The 15,003-nt window shown below is 48.3% G+C and carries 14 protein-coding genes and 3 tRNA genes; 12 read left to right on the top strand and 5 right to left on the bottom strand.

The window, feature by feature from the left end; all coding sequences use genetic code 11:
• Window positions 1–58 precede the first annotated feature (58 nt).
• The 4 genes from rsmC to C7B16_RS01845 all read left to right on the top strand — a co-directional run bounded on the left by rsmC (window position 59) and on the right by C7B16_RS01845 (window position 1,722).
• Window positions 59–1,090, top strand: a complete 1,032-nt coding sequence (gene rsmC / locus C7B16_RS01860; RefSeq protein WP_001272304.1) for a 16S rRNA (guanine(1207)-N(2))-methyltransferase RsmC — start codon at window positions 59–61, stop codon at window positions 1,088–1,090.
• Window positions 1,091–1,401: 311 nt separating this feature from the next.
• A tRNA-Leu gene (locus C7B16_RS01855) sits at window positions 1,402–1,488 on the top strand.
• Window positions 1,489–1,516: 28 nt separating this feature from the next.
• Window positions 1,517–1,603: transfer RNA gene (locus C7B16_RS01850), tRNA-Leu, on the top strand.
• A gap of 32 nt (window positions 1,604–1,635) precedes the next feature.
• Window positions 1,636–1,722, top strand: a tRNA-Leu gene (locus C7B16_RS01845).
• 38 nt (window positions 1,723–1,760) lie between these two features.
• Here the strand turns inward: C7B16_RS01845 and C7B16_RS01840 are convergent.
• Complete coding sequence (locus tag C7B16_RS01840) at window positions 1,761–1,997, bottom strand: DUF1435 domain-containing protein (RefSeq protein ID WP_001468488.1); 237 nt, start codon at window positions 1,995–1,997, stop codon at window positions 1,761–1,763.
• A 140-nt stretch (window positions 1,998–2,137) separates the two neighbouring features.
• Between C7B16_RS01840 and fhuF the strand changes: the two genes are divergently transcribed.
• Window positions 2,138–2,923: a siderophore-iron reductase FhuF gene (gene fhuF, locus C7B16_RS01835; protein WP_016262840.1), complete on the top strand. Its 786-nt coding sequence runs from the start codon at window positions 2,138–2,140 to the stop codon at window positions 2,921–2,923.
• 36 nt (window positions 2,924–2,959) lie between these two features.
• On the opposite strand, the gene bglJ is transcribed toward fhuF, so the two are convergent.
• Together bglJ and C7B16_RS01825 are read right to left on the bottom strand one after the other, a co-directional pair.
• Window positions 2,960–3,637: a DNA-binding transcriptional activator BglJ gene (gene bglJ, locus C7B16_RS01830; protein ID WP_107179298.1), complete on the bottom strand. Its 678-nt coding sequence runs from the start codon at window positions 3,635–3,637 to the stop codon at window positions 2,960–2,962.
• Window positions 3,595–4,320, bottom strand: coding sequence for a helix-turn-helix domain-containing protein (locus C7B16_RS01825; protein ID WP_000936620.1), 726 nt, complete (start codon window positions 4,318–4,320; stop codon window positions 3,595–3,597). The genes bglJ and C7B16_RS01825 overlap by 43 nt, the downstream gene beginning before the upstream one ends.
• Before the next feature lie 627 nt (window positions 4,321–4,947).
• Between C7B16_RS01825 and C7B16_RS01820 the strand changes: the two genes are divergently transcribed.
• From C7B16_RS01820 to opgB, 6 genes are all read left to right on the top strand, one after another.
• The gene (locus C7B16_RS01820) at window positions 4,948–5,718 is read left to right on the top strand and encodes a threonine/serine ThrE exporter family protein (RefSeq protein WP_001468486.1); all 771 of its coding nucleotides are present in this window, start codon (window positions 4,948–4,950) and stop codon (window positions 5,716–5,718) included.
• Window positions 5,709–6,182 carry a threonine/serine exporter gene (locus C7B16_RS01815; protein ID WP_000538195.1) on the top strand — a complete coding sequence of 158 codons (474 nt, stop codon included), beginning with the start codon at window positions 5,709–5,711 and terminating at the stop codon, window positions 6,180–6,182. Before C7B16_RS01820 ends, C7B16_RS01815 begins: the two co-directional genes overlap by 10 nt.
• 106 nt (window positions 6,183–6,288) lie before the next feature.
• The gene (gene dnaT / locus C7B16_RS01810; RefSeq protein WP_001468485.1) at window positions 6,289–6,828 is read left to right on the top strand and encodes a primosomal protein DnaT; all 540 of its coding nucleotides are present in this window, start codon (window positions 6,289–6,291) and stop codon (window positions 6,826–6,828) included.
• Window positions 6,829–6,830: 2 nt separating this feature from the next.
• Window positions 6,831–7,568: a DNA replication protein DnaC gene (gene dnaC / locus C7B16_RS01805; protein ID WP_001468484.1), complete on the top strand. Its 738-nt coding sequence runs from the start codon at window positions 6,831–6,833 to the stop codon at window positions 7,566–7,568.
• Window positions 7,569–7,616: 48 nt separating this feature from the next.
• On the top strand, window positions 7,617–8,111 hold the full coding sequence (gene yjjA, locus C7B16_RS01800) for a DUF2501 domain-containing protein YjjA (RefSeq protein WP_107179344.1): 495 nt from the start codon (window positions 7,617–7,619) through the stop codon (window positions 8,109–8,111).
• Window positions 8,112–8,370: 259 nt separating this feature from the next.
• On the top strand, window positions 8,371–10,662 hold the full coding sequence (gene opgB, locus C7B16_RS01795) for a phosphatidylglycerol--membrane-oligosaccharide glycerophosphotransferase (RefSeq protein WP_024193626.1): 2,292 nt from the start codon (window positions 8,371–8,373) through the stop codon (window positions 10,660–10,662).
• 178 nt (window positions 10,663–10,840) lie between these two features.
• On the opposite strand, the gene C7B16_RS01790 is transcribed toward opgB, so the two are convergent.
• Complete coding sequence (locus C7B16_RS01790) at window positions 10,841–11,863, bottom strand: zinc-binding alcohol dehydrogenase family protein (protein ID WP_000106014.1); 1,023 nt, start codon at window positions 11,861–11,863, stop codon at window positions 10,841–10,843.
• 138 nt (window positions 11,864–12,001) lie between these two features.
• Between C7B16_RS01790 and C7B16_RS01785 the strand changes: the two genes are divergently transcribed.
• Window positions 12,002–12,907, top strand: coding sequence for a GntR family transcriptional regulator (locus C7B16_RS01785; RefSeq protein WP_000091590.1), 906 nt, complete (start codon window positions 12,002–12,004; stop codon window positions 12,905–12,907).
• A 122-nt stretch (window positions 12,908–13,029) separates the two neighbouring features.
• Here C7B16_RS01785 and C7B16_RS01780 read toward each other — a convergent pair whose 3' ends face one another.
• Entirely contained in the window at window positions 13,030–14,682 is a 1,653-nt protein-coding gene (locus tag C7B16_RS01780) for a Na+/H+ antiporter (RefSeq protein WP_001468481.1), read from the bottom strand.
• Window positions 14,683–15,003 lie beyond the last annotated feature (321 nt).

Here is a 15,003-nt window from a genome sequence, read left to right as displayed (position 1 = left end):
TCGATACCGCGCCAACATATGGCTATAATCGCCGCCAGTATCAATTGAGGAGCATTCCATGTCTGCATTTACCCCGGCAAGTGAAGTCTTGCTGCGCCACAGTGATGATTTCGAACAAAGCCGTATTCTGTTTGCCGGTGACTTACAGGATGACCTGCCCGCGCGTTTAGATACCGCGGCCAGTCGTGCTCATACCCAGCAATTCCACCATTGGCAGGTGTTAAGTCGCCAGATGGGTGATAACGCCCGTTTTAGCCTGATCGCTACGGCGGACGACGTCGCAGATTGCGATACGCTGATCTACTACTGGCCGAAGAACAAACCAGAAGCGCAATTCCAACTGATGAACCTACTGTCACTGCTGCCAGTAGGGACAGATATTTTCGTCGTGGGCGAAAACCGCAGCGGTGTGCGCAGCGCCGAGCAGATGTTGGCGGACTACGCACCACTGAATAAGGTAGACAGCGCCCGCCGCTGCGGCCTCTATTTTGGTCGTCTGGAAAAGCAGCCGGAGTTTGATGCTGATAAATTCTGGGGCGAATACAACGTTGATGGCCTGACGGTCAAAACGTTGCCGGGCGTGTTTAGTCGTGACGGCCTGGATGTCGGTAGCCAGTTGCTGCTTTCGACATTTACTCCGCACACGAAAGGCAAAGTGCTGGATGTCGGCTGCGGTGCAGGCGTGCTTTCGGTTGCTTTTGCGCACCATTCACCGAAAATTCGCCTCACCTTGTGCGATGTCTCCGCACCGGCAGTAGAAGCCAGTCGCGCGACACTTTCCGCTAACGGTGTTGAAGGTGAAGTCTTTGCCAGCAACGTCTTTTCCGAGGTGAAAGGTCGTTTTGACATGATTATCTCCAACCCACCGTTCCACGATGGAATGCAAACCAGCCTTGATGCTGCGCAAACGTTGATTCGCGGCGCGGTACGTCATCTTAATAGCGGCGGCGAGTTGCGGATTGTAGCGAATGCGTTCCTGCCTTATCCGGATCTGCTGGATGAAACATTTGGCTTCCATGAAGTCATCGCACAAACCGGGCGTTTCAAGGTGTATCGCGCCATTATGACCCGCCAGGCGAAGAAAGGTTAAGTCTCTGGCACCTGTCGCCGCATGCCGTGTCGGATGCGGCGTAAACGCCTTATCCAACCAACAAAACCTGTACGTTAGCCCTCCGTAGGCCAGATAAGACGCGTCAGCGTCGCATCTGGCATATACAGCCACAAGCCATGTCGGATGCGACGTGAACGCCTGATCTGACCGACAAACGAATTATCCACAATCCACTGATGGCCATTTTTCCAGCAATCACACATCAGGCGACAATTAACTATTGACGAAAAACTGAAAACCACTAGAATGCGCCTCCGTGGTAGCAATTCTTTTTTAAGAATTGATGGTATGCGAAGGTGGCGGAATTGGTAGACGCGCTAGCTTCAGGTGTTAGTGTCCTTACGGACGTGGGGGTTCAAGTCCCCCCCCTCGCACCAAAAACCACGTTGATATTGCTCGCACTGGGCGAAGGTGGCGGAATTGGTAGACGCGCTAGCTTCAGGTGTTAGTGTCCTTACGGACGTGGGGGTTCAAGTCCCCCCCCTCGCACCAACGAGGCGATATCAAAAAAGTAAGATGACTGTGCGAAGGTGGCGGAATTGGTAGACGCGCTAGCTTCAGGTGTTAGTGTCCTTACGGACGTGGGGGTTCAAGTCCCCCCCCTCGCACCAATTATCTTTACTTCCTTTCTTGTTTCTTCCCTGTTTTATCATCCTTGATCCCAGCTCGTTATCATCAGTATGACGCTCGCAATTAGCGCCAGGCACGATGGCAACAAAACATAATGCCGTAACTGTTTGTGATACAGCATCAGCGGTGTCACCAATAATCCCATCAGCATGACAATCCGCCACAGTTCCGGCGATAAATCCACATACGTCAGTCCTGCAATCAGCAATCCCGGCAGCAACACTCCCCAACCACTGCCCAGTGTACGTTGCAACATGGTTTCATCTCTTTTATTGATAATGATAATCAATATCATATGATAATTTTTATCGTTTGCAAGCTAGCAAAATCCCTTGCTATCGTTTAAACCTATCGCTAGGATTAGCAATCATTATCATTTAGATTACTATCACGATTATGGCCTATCGTTCCGCACCGCTTCTTGAAGATGTTATCTGGCGAACGCATCTCCAGCCGCAAGATCCAACACTTGCGGAAACAGTACGTGCGACGATCGCAGAACATCGTGAACATTTGCTGGAGTTTATCCGTCTGGATGAACCCGCCCCACTTAGCGCCCTGACGCTGGCGCAATGGTCTTCTCCAACGGCCCTGCGTTCCCTGTTGGCTGTTTATTCCGATCATATCTACCGCAATCAACCATTGATGCTCCGCGAGAATAAGCCGCTGATCTCACTGTGGGCGCAATGGTATATCGGTCTGATGATGCCGCCATTAATGCTGGCGCTGTTAACACAGGAAAAAGCGTTAGATCTTTCCCCGGAACATTTTCACGTTGAGTTTCACGAAACCGGGCGTGCCGCCTGTTTCTGGATCGACGTGTGTGAGGACAAGAACGCTCCGCATTTGCCACAGCAGCGAATGGAAAAGTTAATCAGTCAGGCGATCGCCCCGGTTGTGCAGGCATTAGAAGCCACCGGCGAAATCAATGGCAAACTTATCTGGAGTAATACCGGCTATCTGATCAACTGGTATTTGACTGAGATGAAGCAGTTACTTGGTGATGCGACTGTTGAATCACTTCGCCATGCTCTCTTTTTTGAGAAAACACTCTCCACGGGTGAAGATAATCCTCTTTGGCGTACGGTGGTGCTGCGCGACGGCCTGTTGGTGCGCCGTACCTGCTGCCAACGTTATCGCTTGCCGGATGTACAGCAATGCGGCGACTGTACGCTGAAATGAAAAACTCTGCCGGGGTGATAACCCGGCATTAGCGTATTAAAAGGAATGCAACACATTGCTTGTTTCTGAAACCCGCATACATAACAGAATGTCTGCAGCCTCCAACAACCCAGCATCGGAACTGACGCCCAGTTTCGACATCACATTAAATTTATGCGCGCGGATCGTTTTAATATTTCGTTTAAGCTGCTCGGCAATTTGTGTCATTGAGTAGCCACGCGACATAAAACGCAATATTTCTCTCTCCGTTGGGCTTAGCGTCCGGCTTTGATTAATGTACCACTGATTGTTCAGGCGATCGGTAGCCTGACGCACGCCATTTAATGACAGAAACAGCTCCTGATAAAAAATGTCCAGCGTCGATGCTTTACTTAATACACCGTCCAACGGTGATGGCGATAATGATCCGATTAATCGTGCTTCAATATCATCATCCGCAATAACTAAACGCCGGGTACGCGGAAATTTAATAGCCAGCTCAGTCAAATAAGATAATCCCTCTCTGCGCTCACTTCTCATGGCAGAAAAAGAAAAAATAACCGCCGCAAATGAGACCCGCGACATCGCATCCTGAAACGCCTCCTGGCTTCTATAGATATGGAGTGTATAAGGGTTACCCGCAAACTTTCTGAATAAGCTTTCAATACCGATACTACTCATGACGTACTTCTCTATGAGTGCGACATTTCTCTTCTTAATTCGGCTGTGTTCCATTCTGCGGCATCTCCATAAACCGAAGGCAAGTTAAGTTCTCTTGCTCCCTGCGCGCTATTTATCCATGCATACATCTCAGCGTTGCTGTGAATTGCCAGCCGACGCATCGCACTGTTTTTTTGTGCGCTGATGGTTTTATTGCTTTTCTTAAGCAATGAAGCTATCTGGTTGATGCCCCATCCTTTGCCTAACAACCGCAGTACCTTGCGCTCTGAAAGTGTCAGAATGACGGTGCGATAGCTAAAATCCTGAGTTTCAGTCATTGCCGGGGAGGTCAGCATGGCGCTGATACGCTCTGCATGCGCATTACCGGAACGAACCGTCTTAACCAGATTCTCAATGGGTTCGATATCGGACAGTAACGTCGCTGCCGGGCACATAAGCAGTTCTACCGCCTGAGAGTACCAGGCACGCGAAACCATGAAAACCCAATGAATTTCCCTGTATTGTGAGATCAATGAATAATAATGTTCACAAACGGAATGTGGATTGTCATTTTCGCCGGTTAAATCGGCAATGACTAATCCGGAGCGACGTAATTGTAATAAGGTAAGATCCTCCGCGGAGGCTCTGGATATTATTTCATATTCAGGGAAGTGAGTCCTCATGACCTCTTTTAACCCTGCTTGCATAACCGGTATTTTACTGATAACAATTCCATTTTTGCAGCATCCTGGCAACATATTTCCTCCACATCCACTGTCTAAAAATTATGATGGTTTATTCAGGATATTCATTCCTTAAATGCTTCCAGCAAATTAATAGATTAAGCGAATAAATTATCCTTAGCATTCACTTTCATATCAGCATACTCCTGCTGCACAATAACTCCACGGCATGTGTCAGAAGGTTAGCATCAAATGATAACCTGGTGAAATAGCCTGGAGACATTTAAAATAACTAAATTGACTTGTTAGAAATACTTAATGAAAACCCTGGAATTCCATTAGTTTAAGATATAATTAAAACACCGCCTTCCCATCGAACAAAAAACATCTCGTCAGCATTTATACAAAAAAAATCAGTAAAATCTGATGATTTTATCTGTTTAAAATTCAAAAGCACGAACGGCCATCCATTACTCTAATCCGTAAGAGACAAATTATAAATTCATTATAATTATAATATTCATATGATAATTTTTTTGCAGCGATAAAAAATTCGCTTTTCGCCACTGAACTTCACCCGCCAACCAGGACTAATCAGCGCAATTTTGATCTTAACCTACCCCAAAACAACCGCTCTTCATGATACAAATGGGGTCTCATTATTTGAACAATACGCAGCACGTCTATGACAAAGGACGAGTTATGCAGACTGAGCAACAGCGGGCCGTAACACGGCTTTGTATCCAGTGTGGATTATTTCTTTTGCAACATGGAGCGGAAAGCGCGTTAGTTGATGAGCTTTCCTCGCGACTGGGTCGGGCGTTGGGAATGGACTGCGTCGAAAGTTCTATCTCTTCGAACGCCATTGTGCTTACTACCATTAAAGATGGGCAATGCCTGACATCTACGCGCAAAAATCACGATCGCGGCATTAATATGCATGTAGTGACGGAAGTTCAGCATATTGTGATTCTGGCGGAGCATCACCTGCTGGATTACAAAGGCGTGGAGAAACGTTTTAGCCAGATTCAACCCTTACGTTACCCGAGATGGCTGGTCGCCTTGATGGTTGGTCTGTCATGCGCCTGTTTCTGTAAGCTCAATAAAGGTGGCTGGGATGGTGCCGTCATCACCTTCTTTGCCAGCACGGTCGCAATGTATATCCGTCAGCTACTGGCGCAACGTCATCTCCACCCTCAGATAAACTTTTGCATCACCGCATTTGCCGCCACCACGATTTCTGGTTTGCTTTTACAACTCCCTGCCTTCAGCAATACGCCAACAATCGCGATGGCTGCCAGCGTTCTGCTGCTGGTGCCGGGCTTTCCGTTGATTAATGCCGTCGCTGATATGTTTAAAGGGCACATCAATACCGGGCTGGCACGCTGGGCGATTGCCAGCCTATTGACGTTGGCTACCTGCGTTGGCGTGGTGATGGCACTCACGATTTGGGGACTACGCGGATGGGTGTGATCGAATTTCTCTTAGCACTAGTGCAGGATATGATCCTCGCGGCAATTCCTGCAGTCGGCTTTGCGATGGTATTCAATGTGCCGGTTCGGGCGTTACGCTGGTGTGCACTGCTTGGCGCGATTGGTCATGGCTCTCGAATGATCTTAATGAATACCGGGCTGAATATTGAATGGTCAACCTTTATGGCATCCATGCTGGTCGGCACCATTGGTATTCAATGGTCACGCTGGTATCTGGCGCATCCGAAAGTCTTTACCGTGGCAGCCGTTATCCCTATGTTTCCCGGTATCTCTGCTTATACAGCAATGATTTCAGCCGTAAAAATCAGCCAGTTAGGTTACAGCGAGCCGTTGATGATTACCCTGTTAACCAACTTTCTTACGGCATCATCAATTGTTGGCGCGTTATCCATCGGCCTTTCCATTCCTGGATTATGGTTGTACCGCAAGCGCCCTCGCGTATAAAATTGCCTCGCTTAAAGCACACGGATGAGAGACAGCCTCCTTTCATCCGTGTGTTACTATAAAAGTAATCTCCCTTCTCGTTCATCGTTCCATATTGAGAAACAGTATGTCTTCCAGAGTTTTGACCCCGGACGTCGTTGGTATTGACGCCCTGGTACACGATCACCAGACCGTTCTGGCAAAAGCTGAAGGCGGTATGGTTGCCGTATTTGCTAACAACGCTCCGGCGTTTTATGCCGTCACGCCCTCACGTCTTGCTGAACTGCTGGCGCTGGAAGAAAAGCTGACACGTCCAGGAAGCGATGTCGCTCTGGACGATCAACTCTATCAGGAACCGCAAACTCCCCCCGTTGCCGTACCGATGGGAAAATTCGCCATGTACCCGGACTGGCGGCCAGATGCTGATTTTACTCGCCTGGCCGCATTATGGGGCGTGGCGCTAAGAGAACCCGCCACCGCCGAAGAACTGGCCTCATTCATTGCCTACTGGCAGGCGGAAGGCAAAGTCTTTCATCATGTGCAATGGCAACAAAAACTGGCGCGCAGTCTGCAAATTGGTCGTGCCAGCAATGGCGGACTGCCGAAACGAGATGTGAACACAGTCAGCGAACCTGACAGCCAAATTCCACCGGGATTCAGAGGGTAACGATGAAAAACGTTGGCGACCTGATGCAACGTCTGCAAAAAATGATGCCTGCCCATATCAAACCCGCCTTCAAAACGGGTGAAGAGCTTCTGGCGTGGCAGAAAGAACAAGGAGCGCTCCGCGCCGCCGCTCTGGAGCGCGAGAACCGGGCAATGAAAATGCAGCGCACCTTTAACCGCTCCGGCATTCGTCCGCTGCATCAGAACTGCTCCTTTGAGAACTATCGTGTTGAATGCGAAGGGCAGATGAATGCGTTGAGCAAAGCGCGCCAGTATGTCGACGAGTTCGACGGCAACATCGCCAGCTTTATCTTTTCTGGCAAGCCTGGAACCGGTAAAAACCACCTGGCGGCAGCGATCTGCAACGAACTACTGCTACGCGGCAAATCGGTATTGATTATTACTGTTGCCGATATTATGTCAGCGATGAAAGATACTTTCAGAAATAGCGGCACCAGCGAAGAGCAACTGCTCAACGATCTGAGCAACGTTGATCTGCTGGTGATCGACGAGATCGGTGTACAGACCGAATCGAAATACGAAAAAGTGATCATCAACCAGATCGTCGATCGTCGTTCTTCTTCCAAACGCCCGACCGGGATGCTGACCAACAGCAATATGGAGGAGATGACGAAATTGCTGGGCGAACGCGTTATGGATCGTATGCGCCTGGGCAACAGCCTGTGGGTGATCTTCAACTGGGACAGTTATCGTAGTCGGGTAACGGGTAAAGAGTATTAATCCCCATTTCCGGCGTTATACTGCGACAAAATTCCATTATGAGTAATGATGATGAAAACTGTTAAACACCTTCTGTGCTGTGCAATTATCACCACCGCATTCATTTCCGCCGGGACACATGCCGCTTCCTGGAAAGATGCGCTTTCCAGCGCCGCCAGCGAGTTAAGCAACCAGAGCAGCACCACACAGGAAGGTGGTTGGTCGCTCTCTTCATTAACGAGTCTGCTTAGCAGTGGCAACCAGGCGTTAAGCGCAGACAATATGAACAATGCCGCAGGTATTCTGCAATATTGCGCGAAACAAAAGCTGGCTTCAGTGACCGACGCGGAAAACATCAAAAATCAGGTACTGGAGAAGCTGGGCCTGAACAGCGAAGAACAGAAAGAAGACACCAACTATCTGGATGGCATTCAGGGTTTGCTGAAAACCAAAGATGGTCAGCAGCTTAATCTGGATAACATCGGCACCACTCCGCTGGCGGAGAAAGTGAAAACCAAAGCCTGCGATCTGGTATTAAAGCAAGGCCTGAACTTTATCTCCTGATCTGTTCTGTATAATGCCGCGTTTTAACTGTTAATCGGCTGGCGCGGCTCTCCCCTTCTCTTTTTCCCGCTTCTCACGCTTTCATCCCCCGCTATGCGGGACGCGACCTTGAATAAAAAAGCCTGTTTATAAACTAATTCCTAACAACATCGCATTTTTTTGACACTAGAATTGCAGCAATATGGCAGCGCCATTACATTGTGTTTCTCAAAAAATCTTAAACATCGGCTACACGGCCTGGTTTAGTGAGGATCGCCCGTTGTCAGAACTACTCTCTTTCGCCCTGTTTCTCGCCTCTGTGCTGATCTACGCATGGAAAGCGGGACGTAACACCTGGTGGTTTGCAGCCACGTTAACGGTGCTGGGGCTATTTGTCGTTTTAAATATTACCCTGTTTGCCAGCGACTATTTTACTGGCGATGGTATTAACGACGCGGTGCTCTATACCTTAACCAACAGCCTGACCGGTGCAGGCGTCAGCAAATATATCCTGCCAGGCATCGGCATTGTGCTGGCACTGACGGCGGTGTTCGGCGCGCTGGGATGGATCCTTCGCCGCCGCCGACATCATCCTCACCATTTTGGCTACAGCCTTTTGGCACTCTTGCTGGCGCTGGGTTCAGTGGATGCCAGCCCGGCATTTCGTCAGATAACGGAACTGGTGAAATCCCAATCGCGCGACGGCGATCCGGACTTTGCGGCTTATTATAAAGAGCCGTCAAAAACCATCCCCTCCCCCAAACTCAACCTGGTTTATATCTACGGAGAAAGCCTCGAACGAACTTATTTTGACAACGACGCTTTCCCGGATCTCACGCCAGAACTGGGGGCGCTAAAAAATGAAGGGCTGGATTTCAGCCATACGCAGCAACTGCCGGGAACCGATTACACAATTGCTGGCATGGTAGCCTCCCAGTGTGGCATTCCGCTGTTTGCCCCGTTTGAAGGCAACGCCTCTGCATCCGTTTCCAGCTTCTTCCCACAGAACATCTGTCTGGGCGATATCCTGAAAAATTCCGGTTATCAGAACTATTTCGTGCAGGGAGCCAACCTGCGTTTTGCGGGTAAAGATGTGTTCCTGAAATCACACGGCTTCGACCATTTGTACGGTTCGGAAGAACTGAAAAGCGTGGTGGCAGACCCGCATTATCGCAACGACTGGGGATTCTACGACGATACGGTGCTGGACGAAGCATGGAAAAAATTTGAAGAACTGTCTCGCTCCGGCCAACGGTTTTCGCTGTTTACTCTGACGGTCGATACCCATCACCCGGATGGTTTTATCTCACGTACCTGTAACCGCAAAAAATATGATTTTGACGGAAAACCGAACCAGTCATTCAGCGCGGTAAGTTGCAGCCAGGAGAACATCGCGGCGTTTATCAACAAAATCAAAGCCTCTCCGTGGTTTAAAGATACCGTTATAGTGGTCTCTTCCGACCATCTGGCGATGAACAACACCGCGTGGAAATACCTGAACAAACAGGATCGCAACAACCTGTTTTTTGTCATCCGTGGCGACAAACCGCAGCAAGAGACGCTGGCAGTGAAGCGTAACACGATGGATAACGGCGCTACCGTGCTGGATATTCTCGGAGGCGATAACTTCCTCGGTCTCGGACGCAGCAGCCTGTCTGGTCAGTCAATATCAGAAGTGTTCCTCAACATTAAAGAGAAAGTGCTGGCGTGGAAGCCGGATATCATCCGCTTGTGGAAATTCCCTACCGAGATGAAAACGTTCACCATTGATCAGAACAAAAACATGATCGCATTCTCAGGAAGCCACTTCCGCCTGCCACTGCTGTTACGCGTGTCAGATAAACGCGTGGAGCCTCTGCCAGAAAGTGAATACTCCGCACCTCTGCGTTTCCAGTTAGCTGATTTCGCCCCACGAGACAATTTCGTCTGGGTTGACCGCTGTTACAAGATGGCGCAACTGTGGGCACCGGAACTGGCGCTCTCTACCGACTGGTGCGTCTCACAAGGTCAACTTGGCGGACAACAAATTGTGCAGCATGTTGATAAGCCTGAATGGAAAGGCAAAACAGCGTTTAAAGACACGGTCATCGACATGAAACGCTACAAAGAGAATGTTGATACGCTGAAAATTGTCGATAACGATATTCGCTACAAAGCAGACAGTTTCATCTTTAACGTCGCTGGTGCGCCGGAAGAGGTGAAACAGTTCAGTGGAATTTCCCGCCCGGAATCCTGGGGACGCTGGTCAAACGCGCAGTTAGGCGATGAAGTGAAAATCGAGTACAAACATCCGCTGCCGAAGAAATTTGACCTGGTGATCACCGCCAAAGCCTATGGTAATAACGCCGGCCGCCCCATTCCGGTACGCGTAGGCAATGAAGAACAAACCATCGTGCTGGGTAATGAAGTGACCACCAATACGCTGCATTTCGATAACCCAACCGATGCCGATACGCTGGTGATTGTTCCACCGGAACCTGTCGTAACCAACGAAGGGAACATTCTCGGCCACTCGCCGCGTAAGCTCGGCATTGGTATGGTGGAAATCAAAGTGGTTGAGCGTGAAGGGTAATAATATTGCCTGGTTGTAGTTCGGATAAGACGCGCAAGCGTCGCATCAGGCATCGGCACACAACTGCCGGATGCGGCGTGAACGCCTTATCCGTCCTGCGGTATATTATTGAAACGTAAAAAAACAGCGCCCAACACGTCCCCGAGCGCTGCATGGCAACTTTACCAATATCCGATTATCAGAAAGTAATAACGCCCTTAATCAACTCAGGATTGTTAATTACATCGCGCTCATAGATTTCCGCCAGCGTGGCGAACGGATAGCGATGGGTTAACATCATGTCAGCCGTGATTTTCCCTTCCGCCATCAATCTCCCGACTTTCGCGAAATCTTCCGGCGTGGCGTTGCGGCTACCCATCATTGTGGTTTCTTTTTTATGGAACTCCGGGTCAGAGAATTGCAACTCGCCTTTAAACAGGCCGACAAATACCACCGTGCCGCCGTGGCGAATCAGATTAACTGTGTTATTCATCGCATGTTGATTACCCGTCGCGTCGATCACTTTCTGCGCCAAAGAACCACCAAATTGCGCCCGCAACTGGTCATCAAAATCCTCTGCTGAAGGATCCAGCACCGGCAGTTCCAGACGCGTTGCTACATGCTCACGGCGAGTCGGACTGGTATCTGCCACTACCACCTGTGCACCATCAGCTTTAGCGATTGCCGCCGCGCCCAGACCGATTGGCCCCGCACCGACCACCAGCACCTGCTCGCCGGGCGCAACTGCCGCACGACGTACCGCATGAGCGCTAATGGCGAAAGGTTCAATCAACGCAGCCGCCTGCGGATCAATGCCGTCTGCGGGTAGCAAATTAGCCGCAGGCACTGCCAGATACTCACTAAAACCACCATCCTGATGCACACCAATGACTGAAATTCTTTCACAGCAGTTGGTGCGACCACTTTTACACGCAGGACACTGCTGACAAGAGATATACGGAATTACTGCAACTTGCTGCCCAATATTAAAATTGTGAATATTTTTCCCTGCATCAATAATCTCCCCACATATTTCATGACCTAAAACACGTGGGTAGCTAAAAAATGGCTGATTACCCGCCCAGGCATGAATATCTGTACCACAAATTCCGACAGCTTTAATTTTAATTAATGCTTCATCGTCGCCTGCCACCGGCCTTTCCCGGATTTTCCAGACTAAACTCTTTATTTTCTGACAAATTAAGACTTTCATTGTAGACATGATTCACTGCTCCTTTTATTTTATTACTCCCAGATATCGTCGAATTTATAAGAGCGACTGAATTTGCCCATGAAATATGCGGATGATCACGCATAAAAATGTTTTAAATCGGTTTTTAATACCGTACTGGAGGGAACAATGAGTCGTTCACAGAATTTACGTCATAACGTCATAAACCAGGTGATTGAAGATATGGCGCGGGGAAATATTCCATCCCCACTCCCTTCACAAAGTGGACTGGCAGAAATGTATAACATTAGCCGCACCACGGTACGCCACATACTCCAGCATTTAAGCGCATGCGGCGTGCTCACCCAGGTGGGAAAGGATTATGTTGTCGCCCGCAAACCCGAACAGAACGATGGTTTCGATTGCATCACAGTCTCGCTGACAGAGCAAAACTACATTTTCGAGCAGGCATTTTTCACCATGATTAACCAGCGTCAGCTACGCGCCGGAGAGAGTTTTTCCGAGCTGCAACTGGCGCGGACGGCAGGCGTCAGCCCGGTCGTGGTTCGAGAATACCTTTTAAAATTTGGCCGCTATGGTCTGATTCAGAGCGAAAAACGCGGGCAGTGGAGCATGAAGCAGTTCGATCAGTCTTATGCCGAACAACTGTTTGAACTGCGGGAGATGCTGGAAACACACGCGTTACAGCACTTTCTGAATTTGCCAGATGATGATTCACGCTGGTTACAGGCAAAAACACTGCTCGAACGCCACCGGACACTGCGTGACAGCATTGGCAGTAATTTTCGTATGTTTTCGCAGTTAGACCGCGATTTTCATGCCATGCTGCTATCTGCGGCTGACAACATCTTTTTTAATCAAACACTTGAAATTATATCGGTGATTTTTCACTGTCATTATCAGTGGGATGAAAGCGATCTGAAACAACGTAATATTATTGCCATTGATGAGCATATGACGATTCTTAGCGCGCTAATTTGCCGCAGTGATTTAGATGCCGTACTCGCGCTGCGTAATCATCTCGATACCGCCAGGCAATCGATGATTCGCTCAGTCAAACAGCATCATCGTTAAATTAAGTACAGATTAAAAACTACTATTCCGAGTTTATATCACGGCATAAAAATCAAGCCAATAATAAACGATGCTGAGTTAACAACACTCAGCCATCATTTATTGATTAAACAACAATAAAATTATTGGCTGTCCATAATTAATGCTTCCAGTACATCTAATTCACTGACAATTTTAGCCAGTGTTTCATCACACACTTCTTGCCTTGCTCGCATTTGATAAATAGCTGCACGTTTGGCATTCAGCGCCGCCAGATTAAATGTTCTTTCCAGTTTTGTCCGTTGCATATGCAACGAATTATCGTTTGCCGACATATCATCATCATTACGCCGCATATAATCGATAATTCTGGCCCCGGTTTCCATAATTAATTCATTATCGAGGTTTTCCGTGCTGGCACCAAGCAAACGTTGCTGAGTTTTTTGCACGCTCAGGATAGCCATTTTAGACATAAACAAATCGGCGGCGATCTCTTCTTTCTGCCGGTTATCGCTAAACAGGCTAACATTTTTCCCCAATAACAGCGGCAGAATGATAATGCCGCACAGCAACGAAAAGAGGATCACCCCGGTAGCGAGAAACACCAGCAAATAGCGCCCAGGGAACGGTTCACCATCGGGCAGTAATAACGGTATAGAAAGCACCCCCGCAAGAGTTATAGCCCCACGAACGCCAGCAAAAGTCGCTAACAACAAGTGGCGTGTTTTGTATCCGGCAAACAGCATTGGATGATTACTTTTCCGCCTGCGGCTGTACAGACGCATCAACCATAGCCAACCAAAGCGCATAACCATCAATGCAAGGTAGATCCACACAATATCCAGCACCAGCGACCAGGTTTGCACTAAGGGATCGTGTTGTGCGCGGGTCAGTGATTCCGAAATGATGGCCGGAAGCTGCAAGCCCAGAATCAAAAATACCATGCCGTTGAAGACATATTCCAGCATTGACCAGGAGCTTTTCGCCTTAATTCTCAGTCGTATAGGCGCATGATGCACGACGCCAATACGGCTGGTCGTTAGCCCTGCGGCAACAGCGGCGAGGATGCCGGATAAACCAAAATGCTCCGCCACCAGATAAACAATAAACGGCAGCAGCAACATCAACACGATCTGGATTGAAGGCTCATCGTGAGCGTAACGGCTGATCAACAACAGTCCTTTACCATATAACCAGGTAACGGCGATCCCAACGGCAATACCGCCCACTGCCACGACAAAAAAGGCGATAGTCGCACCATACACGCTAAATTCCATCGTCCCCATAGTCACTGCGACAGCAAACTTCAACGCCACCAAACCGGAGGCATCATTCATTAATGCTTCGCCTTCAAGCACTTCCTGAATGCTTTTGTTGATTCGTCCTTTACCGACGATCCCCAACAATGCGACAGCATCCGTTGGCGACAACACCGCAGCCAATGCAAACGCCGCAATAAGCGGAACATTCGGTAACAGTAAATGAATAACGTAGCCGACGGCAAAAATAGTGATTAAGACCAGGATCAGCGCCAGACCTACGATTTCCCGACTGTGTTTGATCAACTCTTTAGGTTGTATTTTTGAACTTTCAGCAAACAACAACGGTGGAATAAACAATAACAGGAAAAGTTCAGGATTAAATTCCACATGTAAACCAAAAATGGGCTGAGCCAGCAATGCACCGGCAGCAATCTGGATTAAAGGAAGTGGAATCTGGATGGGAGACAGACGTGTCAGCACACTGGTTAATGAAACAACCAGAGTAAGAATTAAAATCGTTAAAAGTATTTCCATATAATTACTCCGCATCCTCATGCATAAATAATGGATATAACTAACCTAACTTCATAAGAATAACATCCAATCTATTACTTACAATTAATCGTTAATCGCAACATTTACTCACGAGAGTATATTAAGAAATGCAACTTATTATTTTTCTTTTGTTTATTCATAGTGTGAATGGTTATGATCTACCCTCCTCATGCATACGCAACAGAAAAACTTTTTTACTCAAACATTTCAACCAGATATGAATAACCTCTCATTTTTAATACCCGGCGATAACATAACTGACAAAAATAAATCAATTCAGCATTTAACAAATTTAAAGGA

This window comes from Escherichia sp. 20412-1, assembly GCF_003027595.1.
In the GTDB taxonomy this organism is placed as follows: domain Bacteria; phylum Pseudomonadota; class Gammaproteobacteria; order Enterobacterales; family Enterobacteriaceae; genus Escherichia; species Escherichia marmotae.
Note: the sequence above shows the minus strand (reverse complement) of the source record. Positions and strands in the feature narration are given on the sequence as shown.

Coding starts and splice junctions, on each gene's coding strand:
- rsmC (WP_001272304.1), top strand. CDS start 59: ATGTCTGCATTTACCCCGGCAAGTGAAGTCTTGCTGCGCCACAGTGAT.
- C7B16_RS01840 (WP_001468488.1), bottom strand. CDS start 1,997: ATGTTGCAACGTACACTGGGCAGTGGTTGGGGAGTGTTGCTGCCGGGA.
- fhuF (WP_016262840.1), top strand. CDS start 2,138: ATGGCCTATCGTTCCGCACCGCTTCTTGAAGATGTTATCTGGCGAACG.
- bglJ (WP_107179298.1), bottom strand. CDS start 3,637: ATGGAACACAGCCGAATTAAGAAGAGAAATGTCGCACTCATAGAGAAG.
- C7B16_RS01825 (WP_000936620.1), bottom strand. CDS start 4,320: ATGTTGCCAGGATGCTGCAAAAATGGAATTGTTATCAGTAAAATACCG.
- C7B16_RS01820 (WP_001468486.1), top strand. CDS start 4,948: ATGCAGACTGAGCAACAGCGGGCCGTAACACGGCTTTGTATCCAGTGT.
- C7B16_RS01815 (WP_000538195.1), top strand. CDS start 5,709: ATGGGTGTGATCGAATTTCTCTTAGCACTAGTGCAGGATATGATCCTC.
- dnaT (WP_001468485.1), top strand. CDS start 6,289: ATGTCTTCCAGAGTTTTGACCCCGGACGTCGTTGGTATTGACGCCCTG.
- dnaC (WP_001468484.1), top strand. CDS start 6,831: ATGAAAAACGTTGGCGACCTGATGCAACGTCTGCAAAAAATGATGCCT.
- yjjA (WP_107179344.1), top strand. CDS start 7,617: ATGATGAAAACTGTTAAACACCTTCTGTGCTGTGCAATTATCACCACC.
- C7B16_RS01790 (WP_000106014.1), bottom strand. CDS start 11,863: ATGTCTACAATGAAAGTCTTAATTTGTCAGAAAATAAAGAGTTTAGTC.
- C7B16_RS01785 (WP_000091590.1), top strand. CDS start 12,002: ATGAGTCGTTCACAGAATTTACGTCATAACGTCATAAACCAGGTGATT.
- C7B16_RS01780 (WP_001468481.1), bottom strand. CDS start 14,682: ATGGAAATACTTTTAACGATTTTAATTCTTACTCTGGTTGTTTCATTA.